This window comes from Streptomyces sp. NBC_01717 (assembly GCF_036248255.1).
Taxonomy (GTDB): Bacteria; Actinomycetota; Actinomycetes; order Streptomycetales; family Streptomycetaceae; genus Streptomyces.
On record NZ_CP109179.1, the window covers coordinates 233561 to 258777 of the forward strand.

Here is a 25217-nt window from a genome sequence, read left to right on the forward strand (position 1 = left end):
GACAGCACCGGGAATAGCAGCATCGTCAGTGCCGTACTCGTCCCGCCACTCCTCCGGCGTGCGCTCCCAGACGGCCTGGACCATCCGCCCCAAGTGCTCGTTGGCGGCCGCATGTTCCATCAAATGCCGGCCAAGGGAATTCTCAAAGCGAGCCGCTTCCTTCTCGAACAGGATGCGAGCGTTAATCCACTTTGGAACATCCTCAAAAGCAACCCCGAACCCGCCGTCAGCCGGGTTGAGATGCGCGGGCTGCGGGCGAGCAGGAGCAGAGCTGGTGGCCATCGGGAACGTGCTGTGACCGACTTCGGCGGTCTGCGTCTGCTCCTGCTCCTGCTCCTGCTCCTGCTCCTGCTCCTGGACGTCGCGGTCGGTGGGAGAGGACCGGTCCGGTGTTGCGGTCTCCGACTCAGCCTGGACGACGCGCAGGTGCAGATACGGCCGTCCGAATTCGTCGTCCTGCCGTTCGCGGCCGACTATCCGGAGCTCGGTGTCCTGCGGGAACATTCCGATACGAGGCCCGGCCTGGCCTGCCTCCAGGGCGGCGGTGATGTCCCGCACCGACAAGGAGTCCACCTGGACGAGCACCCGCTGCCCTGTGTTCGGTGTGTCGGGGTCGGAGAGGTCCGTCAGCGCCTTTCGCTGATCGGTCGTCACCTCGTGGAAGCGGGGCACGGTGATGGCGTCCAGCGCCACCGCCAGCTTCCCGTCTACTCGCATGCCCCACCACACCGGGCCGTCCAACGGCGGCATCGCCCGCACGGCTTCGGCCGCCGCATCCAGGTAGCCGGTGATTTCCTTACTCAGGTCGGCAGCGATTTCACGGGCGCGAGCGGCCACGTCCGCGCGGATTTCCTGGAGCTTCTCTTCGCGGCGGGGATCGCGCGCTGGAACCGCGTCGGCCTCATCGAGGAACCAGCGGAGCGCCGCATCACGCAGGAAGAGCTGCGGGTAGCCGGAGTTCCGCCTGTCGAACGAGGCGAAGGCCAGCTTCTCAGCCTGGTCGCGCAGTTGCACAAGGCCTTGCGTTCCGGCGGTGAACCGGTCGCTGAGCAGTGGGCGGTCCAGGCCGGTGAGCAGGCGCAGCGCGGCGATGTGGGTTTCGTCCGGGCCGTGTGTCTCCAGGGGCCCGGCCGCTGGGACCGTTTCCCGCCCAGCGGCACCGGCGAATTCCGTACCGCCTGCCGCAGGGAGTTCCGCCAGACCCTCACCGCGCAGGCCGCGGACCTGCGTGCCGGAGAGGGTGGGGCGCAGGGCTTGGAACACTTGGTCGCTGCGCGGGCCGCGGGCCCGCTCCGCGTCGAGCCGGGCGAGGGCGGTGGGTGCGTCGCCGCTGACGGTGCCGATCCGTGCCTCGTCGTCGTGGGAGTGCACGTCCTGGGTGGTGACCGGACGGTCCCACACCGGTGCCGACCGGAACGGGATTTCCTCGGCGGTGACATGGGCGTAGGTCAGTCCGGACCGCTCGTCGTGCACGAGCCTGCTGTCCGTGATCCGCAGCTGGACGCGCTCCGGGTACAGCACGGGCCGGGTGCGCGGGTTGCGGGAGAACGGCGCGAGGGAGCGCCCGCTCGATTCGCGCACCTCCCACAGCACCAGGTGGTCGTCGCCCAGTGCGGCTCCGTGTGCCAGTGCGGTGTCGAGCGCCACTGATTGGTCGGCCGTGGCCGTGTGCAGGCTCGGCAGAATGGCAGGACGCTCCGACAGCGCGGATCCGCCGGCATGGTCCTGCAGCGCCCCGGGTTCGCGGGTTGCCCACCACACAGAATCCACCACCGATGGCAGCTCCCTCACCGTGGCGACGGCTCGCTCGCGGTGGTCACGCAGTTCCTCGCGCATACCCGAGACGAGTTCGGAAGCCCTGTCCGCGAGCGTCCTCCGGATTTCCTGGAGGCGTTGGTCTCGGCCGGGCAGGCCCGCGATCTGCGCGGCTTCCGCAGCTAGGTCGGCGAAAGCCGGGTTACGCAGGAACATCAGAGGCAGGTGGTCGGTGATGCCACCGCTGCCGAACGCACGCTCGACGGCGATCCGGGCCTGGCGTCGCAGGTGTGCGAGGGCCTCCTCTTCGCTCCCAGCGGCCCGCTCCTGCAGAAGGCGCGCGTCGGCTCCACTCGCCAAGTACAGGGCCTCCAGCGCGGCGAGATCCAGGTTCGCCAGTACGGCCTCGGCCGTCGGCGCGCTCTGCGGCTGGGTGACGGAGCCGTCCCGGTGGTAAACCTGCCAGGTCGCGCTGGTGGTGCCAGAGCCTCCGTCCAAGCCCTGCGTCAGTGCGACGACCGGACGTCGCAACTCCTGGGCCAGCAGGACCGCCGTCGGGACGCCCTCCTGCCGGGCGTCGCTTTCAGTGCCCGCCAAGTTCAGGACCAACGGTCCTGTCCCGGGCAGCCCCGCATTTCTCAGCGACTGCGCCAGGAGCTTGATCTCGTTGGGGGTGGCCCGCCGCAACCTCTCCGGCACGTCCACCAGGAACGCCTTGGCGTCCCCAGCGCTCCGGACCGCCTTCGCGATCCCCGCCAGGTCCGGAAGGCCCCACGTTCCCAGGGACTCGGCAGTCGGTCGAAGGGAGACGGCGCCCTCGAAGAACGTCCCGTCGAAGGCCGGCCTGCGAACGACGTCGATAACCGCCGTCCGACGGTTATCCCCCGGTGTGGCACCGTGTTGCGGTGCGGCCCCTTCGTAACCGAGCGTGGTGGATACGATTTTGATGCTTCCTAGAAGCGGAACGGTCGGACGCAGACTGCCCGGCTCCACTCCCCTGTTCTGGACTTTCAGCCATCGCTGCAGCTCTTTTTCGAGGTATTTCTCGACGCTGCGAGCCCGCTGTTCACCGGCCTTCATGCCGGTCCGCTCTGAATTACCGAATCCGGTGATGTAGACCTCGGGCAAGCGGTAACCACTTCGGTGGTTGCGCACCGCCTCCTCGGCTATTTCTCGGGCGACGTCGAAAATTTTCATCTCGGCTTGGGGGGTGAGGGTCTTCTTCCCCTCGCCGAAACTGATGACTGACTGCCACGGCCCACTCGATACGGGCTCGAACGCGGAAGCCGTGGGGCTCTGCGACGTGACCGCGTTCGGCACGACGAGCGCGGGTGTCAAGTGGCTGAACGTTGACAGGAACGCCGACTCACCGTCGCGCGGCGAGTCCGTGGTGGGTCTCTCGCCTCGCCCGGCTGCCGAGATCGCGTCCGCGCCGGTCGGCTTGGGAAGGTTCCACCAACCGCGCAGGGCGATGAAGTAATCCTTGACTGAGTCGACGGCCTCGACGGATTCCGCAGCCGGCAACATTGTCAGGATGCGGACGCCTTCCACGATCGCTTGGAACTCCTGCGGCAGGCCGTTCACGGAGAAGAGGATCTCCTCCCGCACGATGCCGGAGACCCGGGCGGCCAGAGCGTCGAAGGCGTCGACGCCCATCGCCTCAATGATGCCCTTGGCCAGGGCGTAGGATTCACGCACTAGCTCCGTGACCTGGCCGATTTCCTGATGGAACGGGATCGCCTGGGGGACGGAGTCGTCCGGGCGGTGAACCTGCCAGGTCGGGCTGGTGGTGCCCGAGCCCCCGTCCAAGCCCTGCGTCAGTGCGATGACCGGACGTCGCAGCTCCTGGGCCAGCAGGTCCGGGCTGCTCCCCTGCCACGCGACGCTTACCGCGCCCGACAGGTTCAGGACCACCGGTCCGGTCCCGGTCAGCCCCGCATTTCTCAGCGACTGCGCCAGGAGCTTGATCTCGACGGGGAAGGGCCACCGCAACCTCTCCGGCACGTCCACCACAAACGCCCTGGCGTCCCCAACGCTCCGGACCGCCTTCGCGATCCCCGCCAGGTCCGGAAGACCCCACGTACCCGGGAACTCGGCAGTCGGTCGAAAGGAGACGGCGCCTTCGAAGAACGTCAAGTGGGCGTGCGGCTTGCGAACGACGTCGATGACCGCTTTCCGACGGAAGTCTCTCAGTTTGTCACCACGGTGTTCCGGTGCGGTCCCTTCGTAACCGAGCGTGGTGGATACGATTTTGATGCTTTTCAGAAGCGAAACGGTCGGGCGCAGGTTGCCCGGTTCCAATCTATCGTCCAGGGCCTCCAGCTTTTGCAGCAGCCATTCTTTGAGGAACTTCTCGACGCTGTGAGCCCGCTGTTCACCGGCGTTCATTCCGGTCCACTCTGAATTACCGAATCCGGTGATGTAGACCTCGGGCAAACGGTAACCACTTCGGTGGTTGCGCACCGCCTCCTCGGCTATTTCGCCGGCGATGTCGACAAGTTCCGCCCTGGCGTGAAGGTTGAGGTCCTTCCTCCTCTTGTCGAAACTGATGGCTGACTGCCACGGATGACTCGATACGGGCTCGGACGCGGAAGCCGTGGGGCTCTGCGACGTGACCGGATTCGGCACGACGGACTGCGAGGGGAGTTCGCTGCGATCCGACTGTGGCGTGGCGGGTCCGAAGGCCGCCGCCCGGTCGTCGGTGGAGCCGTGCAGATTGATGTACGGGGGGGCCAGCAGCTCGTCGAGGAAGGTACTTGTCCCGTTGGAGTCGGCCGTCGACTCGCTCTGCGGCTGGGGGAAGGAGCCGTCCGGGCGGTGAACCTGCCAGGTCCCGCTGGTAGTGCCAGAGCCTCCGTCCAAGCCCTGCGTCAGTGCGACGACCGGACGTCCCATCTCCTCGGCCAACAGGACCGCCGTCGGGACGCCCCCCTGCCCGGCGTCGCCATCGGTGCCCGGCAGGTTCAGGACCAACGGTCCTGTCCCGGGCAGCCCCGCATTTCTCAGCGACTGCGCCAGGAGCTTGATCTCGACGAGGGTGGCCCGCCGCAACTTCTCCGGCACGTCCACCAGGAACGCCTCGGCGTTCCCGACGCTCTGGACTGCCTCCTCGAGCCCCTCCAGGTCCGGAAGGTCCTGCGTTCCCTGGAACTCGGCAGTCGGTCGAAGGGAGACGGCGCCCTCGAAGAACGTCCCGTCGAAGGCCGGCCTGCGAACGACGTCGATGACCGCCGTCCGACGGTTATCCCCCGGTGTGGCACCGTGTTGCGGTGCGGCCCCTTCGTAACCGAGCGTGGTGGATACGATTTTGATGCTTTCCAGAAGCGGAATGGTCGGACGCAGGCTGGCCGGTTCCAATCCCTCGTTCAGCTCGTCCAGCCGGCGCAGCAGCTCTTCTTTGATGGTCTTCTCGACGCTGCGAGCCCGCTGTTCACCGGCCTTCATGCCGGTGAGCTGTGAATTTCCGAATCCGGTGATGTAGACCTCGAGCATCGGGGAACCGCTTCGGTGGTTGCGCACCGCCTCCTCGGCTATTTCGCCGGCGAGCTCCCGAATTTTGGCTTCGGCTTCGGAGGTGAGGTCCTTCTTCCCCTCACCAAAACCGATGACTGACTGCCACGGACGACTCGATACGGGCTCGGACTCGGAAGCCGCGGGGCTCTGCGGCGTGACCGGATTCCGCACGACGAGCGCGGGTGTCAAGTGGCTGAACGTTGACAGGAACGCCGACTGCCCGTCGCCCGCCGAGTCCGTGGTGGTCCTCTCGCGCCGCTCGGCTGCCGAGAGCGCGTCCGGGCCGGTCGGCTTGGGGAGGTTCCACAAATCGCGCAGGTCGCTGATGTAATCCTTGACGGAGTCGACGGCCTGTGCGGATTCCGCCGCCGGGAAGCTTCTCAGGATGCTGATGCTTTCCACGATCGCTTGGAACTCCTGCGGCAGGCCGTTCACGGGGAAGAGGATCTCCTCCCGCACGATGCCGGAGACCCGGTCAACCAGAGCGTCGAAGGCGTCGACGCCCATCGCCTCAATGATGCCCTTGGCCAGGCCGTAGGAGTCACGCGCTCTGTCCGTGACCTGGCCGATCTCGTGGTGGAAGGCAATCGCCGCGGCTTCCGTTCCGCTCGCGGCAGCGACTGCCTTACGCGGCCAGGAAAAAGTTACCGCGGCGTCCGCTCCAACTCCCGGCAAGTAGTTGACCATGAGCTGCCACTGCCCGGTCTGCGGGTTCTTCACCTGCCGCAGCCGGCCACCGAGCCCCAACACCGGACCATCCCAGAGGTCGGCCAACTCGTCGGCGAACGAGTCCCCCCAAACCTCGGGATCCCTGTCGCTGCCGCTCTCGATCAGCCTTTTGAATCCGAAGCCGTCCACCGCGAGGAACAGCGGAGCCTTCTTCGGCACCCGGTCTTTCTGGCTCAGCCAGTCGGCCAGCTCCTCCGGGCCGAGCAGGGTCCGTGTCTCCACCTCACCCGTCTTGTCGTAGAGCTCTACCTTGTTTCCGACGCGCCGCCCGAGGACGACGTAAGGCTTACCACCGAGTTGGGCAACCAAATTCTCGATATCGGCTTCCGATCCCGAATGGGCGTGCTCGTGCCGCAGTCGTAGATCTTCGCCAGCCTTCCGCAGTGAGACGGCACCGGCGAACTGGGAAGGATCTCCGATCGTCACCGTCTTGCGACCGTTGAGAACCGAATCGTCCACCACGGGCGGGAAAAACTGTTTGAGGACATCAGAAACGCCGCTCCGCGGCGCCAGCACTCCGAAATCCCCGTTCAGGCCACTTACGACCTTGTAGGGGCTTGCCCACACGCTCGCCTGGCCCGCGGGAATCTTCGCGGCGGCTTCTTCGGCGAACGAGGCATCGATCAGGTCTTCATTGCCGACATTACAAGACCAGAACAGGACGTTCAGCTTCTGCCCCTTGCCCTCGGCCATCCTCAGCGCCTTGGCGTAGGTCTTGGTCTTCATAACCGTATCGACCAGGTGGGCGGGGGCGAGTATGACCTCATTTGTAGCCTCTGACGAGTCGTTACTCCGAGAGTAACGGCCCTTTAGGCCGAAGGTTACATGGTCCGGTTCCCCATGCCCGCTGATAACGAGAATTGGCTTTCCAGCCAACCCTTCAGGCAGCGGATACGTGTTGTCGCCGTAGATGTTGAACTGGCCGTCGGCGGACTGATCAAAGTGATAGAGAACGCCACTCTCACTGAGGTCGAAGGTTTTGAAGAATTCCTTGAACTTCTTTTGTTCGTGGGAAGGTTTGCCGATCAGCACCAGCGCGTTGTCGCTGCCGGTCTTCGCCTCGACCAAGTCGAAGACTTCCGGCCCTGCTGCGCCGAATACCTTGCCGTCGGTCTTGACGGTGAGTGCCTCGGAGAGCTGCTGACCAGGGGCGAGCTCCCTGTTCAGCCTGAGGATCGGGAGCAACAGCTTACCCAGCGTCTCTTCCGGACGGCTGGGCACGACGACATTCTTACCCTTCCGCCACCCGGCAGCCTCGGCGACCATTTCGGTCAACCGCTGGTGGAACGGCGAGGATGTGACGTTCTCCGTGCTGCTCCACACCAGGATCTGAGAAAGGTCCGCATTATACCGACCCAGCCCAGTTCCAGCGGTGTGGCGGAACAACTTCTCGCGGATGTTCTCCTTCCGAAAAGCGGAAAGCCCCGAGTCGGGAAGCAGTTGTAGCAGTTCTTTGACGCCGTACAGGACATGGAACTTGAAGTCGTCGATGACCTGCGGATCGACAGTCCCCTCTTCCCGTCCGAGCTCTTCCTGAGTGCGAACCGAACGGTTCAGCGCGTCTGAGCGGTGAGCCTCGTTGACGGCGACTCGCATCAGTCCTTGAACGAGCGCGGCAAGCTGCTCCTGCGGAGTACGCCCCATTGCGTACTCGATTTTGTAAGCACCATCGCTGAGGGCGATGGTGGAACCGCCGGTCGTTTCAGGGGTCCGCTCATACTCAGTCACCTTGTCGGCCAGCGGCGTCAACTCGTCCAGGAGCGCTCGGAGAGTGGGATCCTTGGTCTGGCGCCGATAAGCCTCAAGGAGCGTGGTCTCGGCCGGACTCCGCCAAAAGCGTTCGATTCCCTCCAACGCGGCATCGACCGTGCCCTCGAGCTCATTGACCGCGGACATCCGCCGACTGGCGCCACGCTTGGAGATCCGCCAGTACTGAATCTGCGCTTTGACCTTTTGCAGAGCGTCTCGCTGCTGTTCCCACCGTCCGGAGACAAACTCGATTCCTGTCCCGTTCAGCCACTCCGCAACAGCCTGGTCAATTCGTTGCAACTCCATCGAACGCCGTGTCACCTTGTGGGATGAAATCTTCATCCAGTCACGTGCCAGGTTCTTCAGGTTGGAGGTGGCTTCAACAGGGCTGAGCTCTTCGCCTGTTGACGGCTTCCCGTGGAATACCCAATCCGTACCGGAGAGGTCGAAGTCGTGGGTAGAGACGTCTGTCGCAGCGGTGAGCCAGGTCGCGTGGGCTGCCTGATCCGTCTCAGGGCGCGGCGACTCCGATCCCGCCTGCGCGGCAACCGACTCCACCACCGCCGAAGCCTGATCCGTCTCACGGCGCGGCAACTCCGATCCCGCCTGCGCGGCAACCGACTCCACCACCGCCGAAGCCTGATCCGTCTCACGGCGCGGCAACTCCGATCCCGCCTGCGCGGCAACCGACTCCACCACCGCCGAAGCCTGATCCGTCTCACGGCGCGGCAACTCCGATCCCGCCTGCGCGGCAACCGACTCCACCACCGCCGAAGCCTGATCCGTGCGCAGAGCCTGAACCAGATCGGCCGTGGGCACACCGCTGGACAGCGGGGTGGCCTCGGTCAGCGTGACCTCCACGAAGGACCGACCATCCCGGCTGGCCATCACCCGGGCGCTCTCCACCTGGAACGCCATTCCCGGCGGGTAGCTCAGCTGGGGCTGGGTCGGGCGACTGGCGAACAGCGTGGTGTCACGGGCGGTGGAGCCAGCCAATCGGTAGACGCGCAGGTGGCGGGCGCCCTCGGCCGACAGATTGTCGGCGTTGATCGGACGTGCGAACGCCTGCTGCGCCTGCGGACTGGTGGTGAGGAATCGCGTCGCGTCCACGACGATCCGCGTGCCGGGGGCGGGCAGGTTCCCGGCCGGGGCCTCCCCCGGCACCAGCTCGGTCCACCACACCTCGCGGCCGGACGGCGGCAGCGTCTCCAGCGCCTGCACCGCGGCCCAGGCGTGGGCGGGGAGCATCCGCACGGTGCGGTCGGCGTGCTCGTCGAGACGTTGCCGCAGCCGCTGGGCTTCAGGATCGGGCCCGCCGAGTTCCGTGTGCGCCGCTACCTCGTCGAGCAGGCTCCGGAAGCCGGGGTCCCGTGCGAGCAGTTGTGGGAAGGTCCGAGCGTCTCCGCCGAAGATGCCCTCCGGGCTCGTTGCGGCTCTCCACGCCTGGTGAGTCCACCAGTTGGCCCAGTTCGTCAGCCACTGCCCGGTCCGCTGGTCCACACCGGATTCCGCGAGCAGTCCGTTGAAGGCGGACATGCCTGCCTCAGCGGCATCGCCCTGCAGCTGAAGCGCTGCGAAGTGACCAGCCGTCAGCCGGCTCAGCGCCGAGGTGTCCAGTCGGCCGCGCCGGGAGTAGCGTTGGTGCCAGCGCTTGATCCCGTCGAGTCGTTGCTGGATGTGCTGGGGCAGGCCGGAGGCCGGGTAGCCGTCGGGGGCGAGAAGCATGCGCCGCAGTTCGTCCGGGGAGACGGTGCCGGGGGGCAGGGACATGCCGCTGACGAGCGCGTCGTACGCCTTCATATGCGGCGGAACCAGCAGTGTGGCCCATGGGCCTTCTGGGAAGTGCCTCCTGGGATCGAAGGTGCCGTCGACCCAGGCGTACAGGACGCGGGCGTCGGCCTGGAGGGCGGCGGCCAGTTCAGGCGATACCGCATCCTCGTTGACGGCATGCAGCACCTCGAAGAGGGTGTGCGTCTGCGAGCCGAGCGCGTGCGCCAGCACGGCCCTGGCGAAGTCCGTGGTCTGTCCAGGCACTCCCAGTGTCCGGTGGACCCGAAGCAGCCAGAGCGCTTCGACCGCAGGGCGTTCGCCTAGGAGGATGCCCCGGCGGGCCATCTCGTCGCGGATGGCGTAGGTGTGCTCCGGAACGGTCTGCGGCCGGGCGGGCAGGCCGTGGGGGCGCAGTTCGGGCCTTTGCTCCCACAGGTGGCTGAGCGTATGCGGCACGTCGGGGTTCGCGTGCGCAGCCCGGATGAACGCGTCCATCAGCTCGTGGAGCGAGGCGCCCGAGAACTCGTCGAGGAGCGCGCTCAGTGCTCCCTTTGCGTCGGTCCCGAAGACCTCGGGGGAGAAGAAAGCACGGGCCGCGTCGTCAGGCCCGTATGCCTCGGCGAGCACCTGGTGCAGCCGGGACGCCGCCCGCCTGGCTTGCCGCGCCACGGCGGGGTCGGCGGCCAGCGCCATGCCGAGGGAACTCTCGTAGCCCCCGCTCAGCTCCTCCCATCCCGGCTCGGCGAAGAGGATCCCGAGGCCCGTGGAGCCGGTGGCGGGGTTGATCACGCGGTCGAGCTCGTCCAAGACCGACTGGGACTTGGCGAGCTTCTCCCGGTGCTGGTGCAGCAGGCGTTCGGCCAGCAACGCACGGTCCCCCTGCGCCCTCCGCAGGAACTCTTCATGGTGTCCCTCAGTGGCCTGGTGGCTGACGAGGAGGGCTGCGAACCGTTCGCGCAGCTTGGCTGCCCTGCCCTTGGTCTCCACGTAATTGTTGAGGGACAGGGGACCTTGAAATGACTGCAGTTCCAACTGCAACTTCGACCAGTCATCGTACAGCTGATAGGCCATTATGTCGGTGCTTAGTGAGCGCTTGCTGACGGCCATTCTGGCCGGTTCCACGGTGCCGTCAGGCAGGTAGCGGCCGTCGCCGTCCGGATTGTGCACGACGATGGGCCGCGGCCAGCCGGTCGGCTGCTCCGTGAGTCCGAGGTCGATCGGCAGCCCGGAGGCGAACTTCGCCTCGGGCCAGTACAGGCGTGAGACGAGCTTGCCCAGGCCCTCCTCGTCGAGGCCGAACGCATGCTGGGGGAAGTCCCCGCCGATCCGCGCCACCTCGCGCAACACGGACAACACGATGCCCTCGCGCACGCCCGCACCGTGGAAGACCTCCTCATCGAAGGAGACCAGGACCGACTGCCGGCCGGCCGGGGCGTCTGGGTAGGTGTTGACCCACTGGGCTCGCCCCCCGTCATGGTCGTTGCCCTCCAAGACGCTGGAGGAGCGCAAGGGCCGATCGCGGCCCGGCATCCACAGCTCGCCCAGGGTCCCCCCCTCATTCGGGTCTAGCTGGTCGTGCAGGGTCACCCAGCCGCCGAGCCGCTCCAGCTCGTCCAGGTCGAAAACGAGGGTGGTGGGACCGTACTTCGTCGGCATGGGGTCGTCGCCAACTTGGACCCGGAGGAACGCGAAGTCCGTATTACCCAGGGCCCTTTTGTCCACGTCGAAGGTAAAGCCCGACGCGAGGTGGGAATTTCCATCCCGCTGCATTTGCGCGAGGGAGACCATCACTCCGCTGTTGGCAATGGCGTGATAAGCCCGCGTGGCGTGCTTGAGCCTCAGCGGCAGGGCCACCAATCGGTCGTACAACGCCCGCCACCGAGGACGGTCAAGAAGATCCGCCACGTCGGCCCGGAGACGGTCCAGGTTCGCGTGCGACAGGTCGTGGATGAAGGCCGACCGCTCCTCGTGGGTGAGGGAGTCGATGTCCGGCCGCAGCTGGCTCCATTGGGTCCCGGTGGGCAGCAGCGCGTACGCCTTGCGGAGGCGGAAGTCGCGCGCGTGGCCGACCAACTCGCTCAGCGTCTGTGCCGAGGCCAGGCGCGGGCCGTCGTCGAGCCATACGCGGCCCGAGGCCACCTCCGCCGCAAGTCCGCGGGCAGCGGCCACTACAGGTGTGTATGCGTTGCGGAGCCAGTAGAGGCCCCCGACACCGGCGGCGTTTCGAACGAAGCCGGCCAACGCACCAGCCACCAGATTCGCCGAGTCACGGACCCCGGCGGCCAGGTCGAGCGCCGTCTCCCGAGTCTGTGCGGACTGCTCCGGGTCCGCGAGCAGCTGCTCCAGTGCGTTCAGGGCGCCTTCCAGCTCCCGGTACCGGGCCTGGACCTCGTCACCTGTCCAGATCATCCGGGCGGGGTCGGTGACCCCGGCCGCACGCACCGCGCTGTCGAGCCGGAACGCGTACGCGCGGACCTCGACAGCCGTGACGACGTCTCCGGCGCTCGCCAGCTGATCGACCAGCAGGTGGAGATCTCGCTGCGCCGACATGCGGCCGTCGATCACGTAGGGAGCGCCGAGTTGTCGCCACCGAGGCAGGTCCCGCCACTCGTCCCACGAAAGCGTGCCCGTGGGGGCATCGTCGGTGGATTGGAGCCGCTGAACCGCGCTCTGGTCGAACAGCAAGTACAGGGAGTCGATCTCGACCGAGGGGTCCAGCACGCCGAGGACGCCCTGCTCCGTGCTGTCGGGGGCAGCGGGTTCCGTGCCGAGCTGGCCCGGGTTGTCGAATTCGTCGGAGAAATCGCCGTCGTCCTCGGCATCCGACAACTCCGGAGTATCCACGGAGAAGTCCGTGGCGTCGGAGTCACTGTCCGTCCCGGAGAAATCACCTTCGTCCTCGGCATCCGACAACTCCGGAGTATCCACGGAGAGGGTCATGACACCGGAGTCGCCGGCGGCCTGTGCCCCGCCGACGAACGAGCCCTCGGGGGAAGAGGGCGCGTTCCACTGGTCGTCGGCCGGGAAGGCGAAGGGGGCCGCGGACCTCACCGTCTGGGGGACGGGAGCGGTCTCTGTGAGCCGAACGTGCTCGTACGGCCGCCCTGCCGCGTCCTGCCGCCATTCCCGCTCCATCAGCTCCAAATCGGCCGACTGCGGGAACAACACCGTCTGGTGCGCCGGATCAGCCGACAGGAACGAGACATCGCGGGCCGAGGCGTCCACCACCTCGTAGAGCACCGGATGCCCGCCGGGCTCGCCCGACAGCGGCATCTCTCCCAGGGCGACCAGTTCGTTGAGCGACCCTGTGTGGAACTGCGGCACGATGACTGCGGCGGAGTCCGCCGCGTCCTGCGACGCCCAACCGGACCACCACACCGAGGCGCCGGCCCGGGGAAGGAATGCCAACGCCTCCTCTGCCATGGCCAGATGCTCCGGGGCCTCCTCGGAGAGGTAGTCGGCCCGTCCCTCGACCATGCCTTCCAGCATGCGGTCGAGGGCGACTGCTCGCCGGGTGTGGAGGTCGGGCGAGGTGGCAGACATTCGCTGAACGGTCTGTACCAGGTCGCGGACGACGTCGTCGCGCAGCAGCGTGCGCGGGAAGCCGAACGCCCCGTCGACGTGCATGTTTTCCACGGCCTCGCGGACGACAGCTCGGGCCTCGTCTCGCAGGGCGTTCCGCCCGCGCTCCCCTGATCCGCCGGTTGCCGCGACGGTCAGCAGGCGTCGGTCCGCCCGGCCGCTCAGCAGATACAGCGCGGTGATGTGCCCGGGGGTCAACAGGTCGGTGACCGAAGCGCCCGGGTGACGCTGTGCCCACTCAGCCAGCGCCTCACGGCGATCGGCCCAGCTTTGTGCCTGCGGATCGTCCGCGGCCGGCAGGGTCGGGTTCTCGCCCAAGGTGCGGACGATGTCGTCGGGCGACTGCCCGTCTCCGGTGACGGGGGGGACGAGCCAGTCATGTCGTTCCATGTACAGCGCCTGATAGGGCGTCATGAGTGGCGCGGCGAACTGTGTGTCAGCCCAGGCGTACAGATGCGCTGCGTCCTGGAGCAGCATCGCGCGCTCTGCCGCTGGGAACCGCGCAGCCTCGTGCGAGTCGGCGAGAATCTCGTACAGGCTGTCCCTCCCCTGGGAGAGCAGCCAGGCGGTGAGCGCCGCCCTGACGGCGGGCAGCGTCCGGGCAGGGGCCAGGTCCCGGTAGATCTCCAGCAGCCGCATGGCCACGTCGGTGCGGCCGCTCACGAGCGGGAAACCGTGTCCGTCATGGAGGATCTGCTGCCAAGCGGGGCCGCGCGACGAGGTGCTTATGGGCGTCCCGTCGTGGAGCGCGGCCTCGGCGACCACGTACAGCAGTTCCCACACCTCGAGGTCGGCCGTGCGGTCGGGGGTGCCGTCAGCGGCCGTGTTCCGGCGCAGCATCTCCAGCAGGCGCTGGGCGGAGTCACTGACATCGGGATCGGCGTCCTGGGTCAGCCGGTCTTCGATGACCGGCTCGAACCTGCGGCCCAGCACGTCCACGAGGTGCCAGGCGGCCTGCACCACATTCGGGTCCGCGGCCATGTGCTCGCCGAGGTGCCGCTCGTACGTGCGGCTGAGTGGTTCCCAGTCCGGGTGGGAGTAGAAGGCACGGAAGCCGCTGGCGTACTCGGGGAAACCGGGCTCGCTGGGGCGTGCGGCGGCACGGGTCCGGTCCCGCGGGGTGAACTCGACCAGGCGGGGCAGCTCCTGCCCGGCCTCCGCGATCAGCTTGACGGACGGCCGCCCCTTTGCCAGATGGAGCACGACGCGTGTGCTGGGTGCGGTGGTCCGGTGTCCGCTCCAGTCGGCGGTCTGCTGTCCGACGGGATCCCCACCAGGCACCTCGGCGCCCGTCGAACAGGAGTACAGGAGAATCCGGGCTGCCGCCGGCAGGCCGTTGCCGTCCAGGAGCGCCTTGAGGTACTGGCCCCACTGCGGCCCGCTGACCCTCCGCGGACCGTAGCGCGATACGACTTCCACGGACTGCGGACTGCCGTGTGTGGTGGCCACGAACCAGTCGCCGTCCCGGTTCAGTGGCTGCGGAGCTCCGACTGCCTTCATCGAGCCGGCGTCCACGGGCGTCCAGCTGACTGCCTCGCGCACGCGCGCCGAGGCTTCCCCACGCCGTGTCCAGTCCCGGGCATTGAAACTGGAGACACCGATACGCCGTCCAGCCGACGGGATGTCCCGGGTGACGATCGGCCGGTTCCATGACTCGCTCGGCTGGACGAGGGGCAGCTCACTCAACTCGACCCGCAGGAAGCTGCCACCGGTCGCCGCGTCGTGGCGCAGGCGTGCCGACTCCACGCGGAACCTGGTCCTGGACGGGTAGACGACCGTGCGCAGCTCCGGAGTCCTCGACAGCGGGGAGACGTCGGGGGCTGTGGCGCGGTCCACCGACCACATCACCGGCAGACCCTGGCCTCCGACGAGGTCGTGGAACTCGCTGAGCGCGGCTTCCTGGCTGGTGGTCGCGCGGTGGAACCGGGGCAGTTCCAGTTCCGTCCCCGGCTTGGGCACGCCTTCGCCTTGCGCCGGGTCCGGTAGCCTGCTGGTCCAGTAGATCCGGGTGTGGACGGAGGGCAGCATCTCCAGGGCCTCGGCGGCCAGCTCGCCGTAGCCGATGAGTTCGTTGCTCAGCCCGTTGGTCAGCCGCTCGGCCTGGAGCGCGAGCTGTTCGACGCGGCCCCGCACCAGGCTGGTCCAGTTCCGGCGCCTCCCCTCGCGGGCAAGGGAGCGGAACGCGTCGTCCCGCAGGAACAGCAGCGGGAACTGCGGGTGTTCGTCCGCCGACGCGGCCGTCACCAGTGCGCGTGCCTCGTGTCGCAGACGCTCCCGGCTTCCGCCCCCCGCGCCGTCAGCTGCCGTGATCAGCCGCGCGTCCGGTCCGCTGACCAGGTAGATCGCCTTGGCGTAGGCGTCGTTGACGTTGTCCCGCAGGAGGGCGATGTGCTGGTGACGGCGCAGCCAGTCGGCCAACGCCGCGCGGCGCTGCCGCCATTCCCCGGCCGCCTCGGGTGACAGCTCACCCTGCCCGAAGGCTGGTGTCTGCTGCTCGGTCAGGGCGAGGATGTCCTCGATCCGCCGGCCGGGTTCCTCCGTGATCCCCGCGGTGAGCGAGGACATCCGTCGGGCGTACAGCTGAAGATGCGGCGGCATGAGGCGGGCCGCCAGGTGAGGGTCGGCGTCGCGGAGCTGGTCAGAAAAGGCCCTGCGCAGCCGGTCCCGGGGGTCCAGGACACCATCGACCCAGCCGTGGAGCCGGGCCGCGTCGACCCGCGTGGCGTCGGGCTCGACCTCGTCGCGCACGCCCGCCCGCTGGGCAGCTGTCAGGATCTCCGCCAACGAGTGCGTACCGCGCGGCAGCAGCCAGCCGAGCATGGCCTCGCGGAACAGCAGTGCATCGCCTTGGAACTTGTCACCGACTCTGAGCAGCCACTCCACGGACGTCGCTGGTCCCTGTGTCATCCTCAGGCCGCGCTCGCGCGACTCCCGCAGGAAGGACTCGCTGTGCGGTTGGGGGGTGGACGGTGCCAGAGGCCGGGCTCGGAGGTTCAGTTCCGGGTGGTCCCGCCACAGGTTGCTGAGCGTGATGCCGGACGGGCTCGGCTCGGCACCGCGCGCGAACATGTCCATCAGCGAGTACAGCGGGGCGACGGGGAGGCGGAGTCGCCATGCATCCGTCGTGGTGAAACCATGGCCCTCGAGTCTGGCGACGTCCTCAGTGAAGGGGTGGCCCGGCGGAAGGAAGTTACGCGTCACGCTGTTTGGGTCGTAGCGCTGGTCGGACAGCGCCTCTCCCAACAAGTAGCCGTGCAGTGCCGTGACCGCCTTGCGGGCTTCCTCAACCACAAGTGGGTCGGCGGCCAGCACCGTCCCAAGGTCCTTCTCGTACTGCTCAGCGACCCGATGCCACTCGCCCGAGCGGTAGAGCGCCGGGAAGCGGGGAGTGAGAGCGGGCACGGCCTCGGCCTCGGTGGGGGCGGAGTTCCAGCCCTCGGTCGGGAACTGCGGCGCCGCGGCCTCTTCGGGGGCGGTGACGGAGAACCGCGTGCGTATCGTCTGGGCAACGGGGGCGGTTTCGGCGAGCCGGACGTACTCGTACCGCCGCCCTGCCGCATCCTGCTGCCAGAGACGCTCCACCACCTCGAAGCCCGCCGGTTCCGGGAACAGCACCGCGTCAGGCCCTGGTTCAGCCGACACGAACGACACGTCACGGGCCGAGGCGTCCACCATCTCGAACACCACCGGATGCCCATCGGACGTGCCCGAGAGCGGCATCTCTTCCAATGCCGCCGACTGATTCAGCGACCCGGCGTGGAACCGCTCCACACCCACCGCACCGAACGCCGCCGCGTCCTCGGAAGCCCAACCGGACCCCCATACCGAAGCCCTCACCGGCCGCAGGAGAGCCAACGCCTCCGCCGCCATGGCCACGTGTTCCGGGGCGTCGGCGAACAACTCGTCGAGCAGGCCCTCGTCCGACCGCGCCAGGAGCTCATGGCGGATCTGGCCGAGGTGGGCATCGTGGTCCGGCGTGTGCGGTGGCACCGCCTGGGCCTCCTGGACGAGAGCGTGGAAGCGGCGGTCGCGCAGCAGTGTGCGCGGGAAGTCTGCCGGACGGCCCGCACGCACGCGGTCCACCGCCTCGCTGACGACGGCGTGGGCCTCGCGCCGCAGCGCATCCCGGGCGCGCTCCCCTGGTCCGCTGGCGACCGCTGCGGTCAGCAGTCGCCGGTCCGCTGGGCCGCTCATCAGACGCAGCGCGGCGATGTGCCCCGGCGCCAGCGGAGCAGTGGGCGAGGATCCCGGATCAGTGTCGTCCAGGGCGATCCAGTCGTGCCGCTCGGCGTACAGCGTCTGGTACGGGGTGCGCGGGCCGTGCCCGGCGGCCAGTTCGGCGTCGGCCCAGGCGTACAGGTGGGCGGCGTCCCCAAGGAGAACCGCACGCTCGACGGCGGAGGAGGCCGCCGTGTTCCGTGTCTCCTCCAGGAGTTCGTAGAGGGAGTCGTGCCCCGCCGCCAATCGCCAGGCGAAGACGGCCGTGCGGGCCGCCGTCAGCCGGTCGGCGGGAGCGTGCTGCGCGTACTGGGCGAGGATTCGCTCGGCGACGGCGGTCCGGCTGTCGGCCAGGTGGAAGCCGCGCTCATCGCGCAGGTCGCGGTAGCGGTCGCTTCCGGTCTTCGCGAGCTGCAAAGGCAAGGTCTCGCCGCGGGTGGCCTCGAGGGCGCTCGCGCGCATGAGCCCTGCCAGATCCGCGTCCTGCGGGAAACCCTCCGGGAGGAGGGCGGGCACCGCGTCCGGTCGTCCGCGCAGCACGCGGAGGATGTCACGGGCGGCGTCTATCACGGCGGGGCGGGTTGCCAGGCTCCGGCCGAGTTCTGATTCGTACCGGCGGCTCAGCTTGGCCCAGCGCGGGTCGGAGTAGTGGGAGCGGAAGCCACCCGCGTCGGGGGCCGGGGAACGGCGGGCGGCAACTGGGTCGGTCGTCGCGGCCGGTGTCGCAGACAGGCGCGGGACCGGGAGGTCCTGCCTCGCCCATCCGGACAGGTTGGCGGGCGTGGTGCGGTGCTCGGAGAAGGCGGCGAAGCCGATCATCCGGTGGTCGGCGGCCACCGTCCGGACGGTCCCCTGCTCCCCCAGCTCACGGTTCGGCGGCGGAGCGACCTCGGTGAGGACGATGTGCTCGTACGACTCGCCCGTGGCCGCGTCATGGTGGACGGTCGACGATTCGACCTGGAACACCGTGCTGCGGGGGTAGAGGAACGCGCGCTCGCCAGGGTGTTGGGATAGAGGTGAGACATCACGGGCGGAGGAGCGCCGCACGGTCCACACCACTGGGTGGCCCTCGCCCGCCTCGGCTTCGCGGGCGCCCGCGGTGCGCAGGGCGTCGAGCGCGTGCAGCGCGGCGGTGGGGTTCGCAGCGGCGCGGTGGAAGCGTGGCAGCCGGAAGTGGTCCGGGGCGGAGTCGGCACCACGCTCGCCAGCCCTACCCGGCTCCCAGGTCGCCCAGTGCACTGCGGTGTCCACGGCGGGGAGCGACTCCAGCGCTTCCTGGGCCATCGAGGCGTGTCCCCGCAGCTCATCGCGGAGTTCGTATACCAGTCGCCGGGCGCGGTCGGTCAGTTCAGCACGCCGGATGTCCTGCCATTCCTCGGCCGCCCTGCGCTCTTCGGGCGTGGCGTCCTGTGTTTCCAGGCCCACGGGCCCGAGGGCGAACTCGCGGAAGGCGTCATTCCGCAGGAACAGCAGCGGGAAACGCGGATGCTCGGCTTCCGCCTCCCGGCGGACTAGCGACAGCGCCGTGTTGTGCAGCCAGGTTGCGTCGAGGGCGCGCTCTTGATTCGACGCTCGCGACAGGAGTTCCGAGTCTGGGCCGCTGACCAGGTACAGCGCGGCGAGATGCCCCGGCTCCAGTCTGCTGGCGAGCGAGCCGGTCTCGTCATGGCGCAGCGACCAGTCGGCCAATGCCTCGCGGCGTTCCCGCGCTTCCTCGGCCGCGCGGTGCGGCAGGGGGTGCGGTCCCGCGGGCGTCCCGTCGGATGCGATCAGTTGGGCGATGTCGTCGAGGGTCTGGTCAGAGCCGGTGAGTTGGTGCCATTCGTTCGAGCGGTAGAACGCCGGGAAGCGGGAGGCGTGCTCGACGGGGTACTCGGTACTCGTCAGTTCATCGCGGGTCTGCTGGATCGGGCGTTCGACGAGGTCCCCGCGCTCCGCGTAGGCCGAGCTGCTCGTGACCGCGGAGCGGTTGGGCCCGCGGCCCTCGGCGCTATCCGCCTCATCGAAATCGGCGGCATCACGGACATCGGCGGCCGGCCAGGACTCGACGGCGGTGATCGCGTCGCGCGCGGAGTCGGCGCCTTCCTGATCGCCCGGGCTAGGGTACGCGCCCGGCTCCGGAGCGTTCCAGCCCTGAGTGGGGAACTGCTCCGCCCCGACGCTGGGATTATGAGTCCTCTGCCTCATAGCGATGATCGCGTTCTCAAGAACGCGTTCGATCTCTTGGATGCGGGCCTTCCCCCGGGCCAGGACATCCTTGCGGCTTTGAATCAGGCGGTCCGCGAGCTCGACGCGCTCTCCGACCGGGGCCGCCCTCCGGAACTGCTCGTAGGCCGCGATGGCCCTCTTCGTCTCACTGAGGAGACGGCCTAGGTCCTTCATGAAATGATCCCGCGTGGCGCGCACCGCTTGTACCATGCGGGACTTCTCACTATCGGTGGAGGCCCGGCCGATGGCGGCCACCCACCCACCAAGGGACTTCGTCCCCTTCTCGATCTGGCGCAGCGCCCCGTCGGCCATCTCCGCCGCGTCGGACGCTTCCATACCGTACGGGTCGATGGTGCCGTCCGGCAGGTATCGTCCGTCGCCGTCCGGATTGTGCACGGCGATGGGACGCGGCCAGCCCTTCGCCAACTCGCTCCCGACGAGATCGACAGGGAGTCCCGGGGCGAACTTCGCTTCCGGCCAGTACAGACTCGTCACCAACCGGCCCAGCTCTTCGTCGCTGTCCAGGTTGAGCGCCCACTCCATGAACTCGCCACCGATGCGGTCGACTTCACGCATCACCGACAGGACGATGCCCTCACGGACGTCCGGGCCGTAGAACACCTCCTCATCGAACGAGACAGTATCCTGCGTGCCGGGCCTGTCTGGATATGTGTGAACCCAAGTGGTCCGCTTCCCGTCCTCGTCGCTCGCTGGGGGTGTCAGCTCGGTGTTGCGCACCGGCGTCTCCCGTCCCGGCATCCGCAACACGCTCAGAGTCCCCCCCTCCTCAGGCATGAGCTGGTCGCGCAGGGAGACCCAGCCGCCGAGCCTCTCCAGCACGTCCAAGTCGAAAACGAGGGTGGTGGGACCGTACTCGGTCTGCATGGGGGCGTCGCCGACTTGGACCCGAGAGAACAAGAAGTCTGTATTCCCCAGAGCGGTTTTGTCCACGTCGTTAGTAAAGCCGGACGCGAGGTGGGAATTTCCATCCCGCTGCATTTGCGCGGAGGAGATCAGCACTCCGCTGTTGGCGATGGCGTGATAAGCCGGCGTGGCATGCTTGAGCCGCAACGGCAGACTCATCAGCCGCCGCTGAAGATCCTTCCATTCCCGGCGTTCAGACACGTGGGCGACGCTACTTTTCAGCGCCTCGATGTTCTTGACGGAAAGCCGTTGGATGAAGGCATGGCGCTCGCTTGGGACCATGTCGGCCAGTTCGGGGAAGCGACTCTGCCACTGTGTGCCCTGGGGAATCTGGGCGTAGCCCTTTCGAGTACGGAAATCCCGCACATGCCGCGTGAGTTCTCGCAGCGACTTCGGGGAGACCGGCAGCAGACCACCGACACCCAGATCGCGCGCGTCACCGGCACTGACCGCGCGCTCCACCGCATCGGCCAGGTTCCGAGCCGCCGCCACCGTCGGCACCAGGGCGTTGCGCAGATGGTAGGCACCGCCCAGAGCAGACGCACTGCGAATGGGGCCACGGAGCGCAACCGCCGCCACATCCGCGATATCGCGTACTTCGGCGGCTCGCTCCAGCAAAATCGCGTCCTCGACCGGAGCGGCGCCCCCGACCAGCAACTCCAACCCGTTGACCGCTGCTTCCAACTCCGCGCCGTGATCCCGGACCTCATCACCGGTCCACTGGATACGCTCACCGGTCCAGTCACCGGCCGCACGCGCCGCACCGTCCACATCGGACGCAAACCGAGCAACCCGCTTACCCCAGTCCGCGCTGATGCGGGCGAAGTGATCGACCACCGCGTCCAAGTCCAGCTGAGAGTACGCCTCTCCATCCACCCAGTAAGGCCACTTGTCCTGCTCGCTCTGGGGCAGGTTGCGCCACTCCCGCCAGTCCACGACGTTGAGAGGAACCTCGTAAACCGACGGGTATTCCATGACCCCGTCGTCGTCAACGACGAGGTAAAGCGACGGAATGTCAGGATCCGAGCCCGTCAGCTCGTCATCCATGACGTCCAATTGCCCGGGGGGCGAATTCCAGCCCTGGGTGGGGAACTGCTCCGCGCCGACGCTGGGCTTATGAGTCCTCTGTCTCAGGGCGATGATCGCGCTCGCAAGATCGCGTTCGATCTCGGGCACGCGTTCCCTCGCCCGGGCCAGGGCATCCCGGCGCTCCCGGATCAGGCGGTCCGCGAGCTCGACGCGCTCCCCGACCGAGGCCCTCCGGAACTGCTCGTAGGCCGCGATGGCCTTGTCCATCGCGATGAAGATACGGCTTAGGTCCTCCCAGACTTGCTGCCACTTCTTGTGCGCCTCGCGCTCCGCGAGGGATTTCTCACTTTCGGTGGAGGCCTGGTCGATGGCGGCCACCCACGCACCGACGTATTTCGTCCTCGTCTCGATCCTGTCCAGCAACTGGTCGGCTTTCACCGCCTTGCCGGCCGCTCCCCTGCCGTACGGGTCGATAGTGCCGTCCGGCAGGTAGCGTCCGTCGCCGTCCGGATTGTGCACGGCGATGGGACGCGGCCAGCCCTTCGCCAACTCGCTCCCGACGAGATCGACAGGGAGTCCCGGGGCGAACTTCGCTTCCGGCCAGTACAGACTCGTCACCAACCGGCCCAGCTCTTCGTCGCTGTCCAGGTTGAGCGCCCACTCCATGAACTCGCCACCGATGCGGTCGACTTCACGCATCACCGACAGGACGATGCCCTCACGGACGTCCGGGCCGTAGAACACCTCCTCATCGAACGAGACAGTATCCTGCGTGCCGGGCCTGTCTGGATATGTGTGAACCCAAGTGGTCCGCTTCCCGTCCTCGTCGCTCGCTGGGGGTGTCAGCTCGGTGTTGCGCACCGGCGTCTCCCGTCCCGGCATCCGCAACACGCTCAGAGTCCCCCCCTCCTGCGGTATGAGCTGGTCGCGCAGGGAGACCCAGCCGCCGAGCCGCTCCAGCTCGTCCAAGTCGAAAACGAGGGTGGTGGGACCGTACTCGGTCTGCATGGGGGCGTCGCCGACTTGGACCCTGGAGAACAAGAAGTCTGTATTCCCCAGAGCGGTTTTGTCCACGTCGTAAGTAAAGCCGGACGCGAGGTGGGAATTTCCATCCCGCTGCATTTGCGCGGAGGAGATCAGCACGCCACCGTTGGCGATGGCGTGATAAGCCGACGTGGCATGCTTGAGCCGCAACGGCAGACTCATCAGCCGCCGGTGAAGATCCTTCCATTCCCGGCGTTCAGACACGTGGGCGACGCTACTTTTCAGCGCCTCGATATTTTTGGCGGAAAGCCGTTGGATGAAGGCGTGGCGCTCGCTTGGGACCATGTCGGCCAGTTCGGGGAAGCGACTCTGCCACTGTGTGCCCTGGGGAATCTGGGCGTAGCCCTTTCGGGTACGGAAATCCCGCACATGCCGCGTGAGTTCTCGCAGCGACTTCGGGGAGACCGGCAGCAGACCACCGACACCCAGGTCGCGCGCGTCACCGGCGGCCGCGGCGCGCTCCACCGCATCGGCCAGGTTCCGGGCCGCCGCCACCGTCGGCACAAAGCTGTCCTTCAAGTGGTACTGGCCGCCGAAACGGGCAGCGTCCACCATGAAACCGTTCAGCGCCTGCGCCACCACATCGGCGGAACGCCGCACCTCGACCGCACGCTCGCGCGCCACCGCCTCGTCGAAGTCCCCGGCGCTCAGCAGTCGTTCCAGGCCGCCCAGCGACGCCTGAAGCTTCTGGAAGCGAGCTTGGACCTCCTCACCACTCCACAGAACCTGACTGCCGTCCCCACCGCCGGCAGCACGAGCCACACGATCCAGACGAGAAGCGAAGTCCCCAACCTCACGAGCCCACCTGGACCCATCCAGCCCCGCGAGCCGGTCCACCAACTCGTGCAGCTCCCGCTGCGACAGAACCCCGGTGTCAATCAGCACCTTCGTCGTATCCCGCGTGTCGGGATCCAGCGCCCGCCACTCCCGCCAGGGCAGGACGCCCTGCGCGGGAGCATCGCTCAACGAGCGCAGCGACATGACCTCCTTGCCATCGAACACAAGGTAGAGCGGGTTGAGTTCCTCGGCCTGACCGTCCTGGGTCGGGGGTCGCGGCGTGGGGGAGGGGAGCGGGGTCGCCTCGTCGACGGTCACTACTAGGTAACTCGAGCCCGTCGGGCTACTGAAGATGCGTTTGCCGACCACGGTGAAGTTCGTGTCCAGGAAGAGGACCAGGTTCCTGTCCGGCCGGTCGGAGAAAGGTGTGACATCGCGGCCCGTGGAGTCGCGCACATGGAGGACGACCAGATGCTGCGACTCGTCGCTGTTCGGTTTGGGCAGAAGCTGGGGCGCCTCCGCTGGGTGAGTCGTTGCTCTTTGGCCCAGCGCGAGACGAATCTTGCGCCCAGGTGTGAAAGGGTCGGCGGCGGTCCCCGGCATCCAAACCGGCAGGAAGACGTCCTTGCCCACAGGCGGCAGCGCTGCCAACGCCTCTTTCACCATGTACGCGTGGAAGGGCAGGTAACGCAGGGTGGTTTCGGCGATCTTGTCCAGGCGCCGTGTGACGGCACGGACGGAATGTCCGGGCCAGTCGGCCGTGTTTCGGGTGACGACCTGGTCCAGCTCCTCCGCGGTCTTTCTGAATTGCGGGCTCTGGACGAGAAGCCGCGGCAGCAGCTCGGCGGCGCCGCTGTACGAGCCCAGGGCACGCGCTTCCACCCGCGCAGCCGCGAGGCGCTTCCACCCCTCGAGCCAGTTGGTGAGCAGTTGGTCGGTGTCGACGTCGAAACGAGAGGTGAACTTCTCAAAGGCGTCTTCGGGTTGTTCGGTCGTGGCGTGCAGTTGCAGGGCGGCTATGTGCGCCTGCTGCAGGTGCACGGAGCCCTGCCGCCGGTGGTCGGCCTTCCACCGCTCGACGGCGATACCCACGCTTCTGGCCTGACTCGTCAGCGCGCCCGGCCACTGGTTGTCGGGCGACGCGAACACCTGCTGGAGGTCATCGGGCCCCACCGACCAGGCCTCCCGGCTTACAGCCTGGCTCATCAGCCTGTAGAAGCCCAAGTGGGGCAGAGCCAGCCCCTCACGGAGGCCTTCCGGTACGAACTCGGGCAGCCCTGCGTCGACCACGGCCTCGAAGTTCTGGTACATGTCCAGCGCGTCGCCGGAGAGGATCTCGGCAAGTGTGGGGTGCTCCGGCTGTATGGCTTGGAGCACCTCGATCATCGAGGCCGTGCCGGTTTCCAGCGAGTGGCTCATCACCGCCAGAGGGAAAGGGCCCGGGTTGCCGGCGCCGCTGACCTGGTGGTACGCGGCCAGCATCCACTTCTCGCTGTCGGCCGGTCCGGCCGACAGGGGGAATCCCCGCAGGGTCAGGCTCTGCCGTTGGTCGGCGGAGTACGGCGAGGCGGCCGGCGGGCGTGCGGGCAGGCTGGCCGGCCTCAGTTCGGGCTTGCTTTCCCAGAGGTCGGCGAGGGTGTTCGGCCGTTCGTCGGTATTGGCGTAGGCGGCACGCCGGAACGCGTCCATCAGGTCGGTCAGGGTCGCCTCGCCGCTCTCGTCGAGCAGGTGGTCGAAGGCCTGCGTCGCCTCGGCGGCGTTGCGCGGCTCGGCGTCCAGGAACACCCGGGATGCCGCCTCCGCGCCGTAATGGCTCGCCAACAGCGCATGCAGCGCGGAGACCGCCCGCCGGGCCTCTTCGATCACTGCGGGGCTGACAGCAAGCGCCCGGCCGACCACGCCTTCATACAGCAGACTCT

1 protein-coding gene (cut by both window edges) is annotated in these 25217 nt (G+C 67.7%); it reads right to left on the minus strand.

All 25217 nt of this window come from inside a single coding sequence — locus OHB49_RS43115, glycosyltransferase, on the minus strand. Of the gene's 90060 coding nucleotides, 6484 precede the window and 58359 follow it; the stretch shown corresponds to coding positions 6485-31701, spanning codon 2162 (partial) through codon 10567 (complete); reading right to left, the first codon wholly in view occupies positions 25213-25215. Both codon boundaries (start and stop) fall beyond the window edges.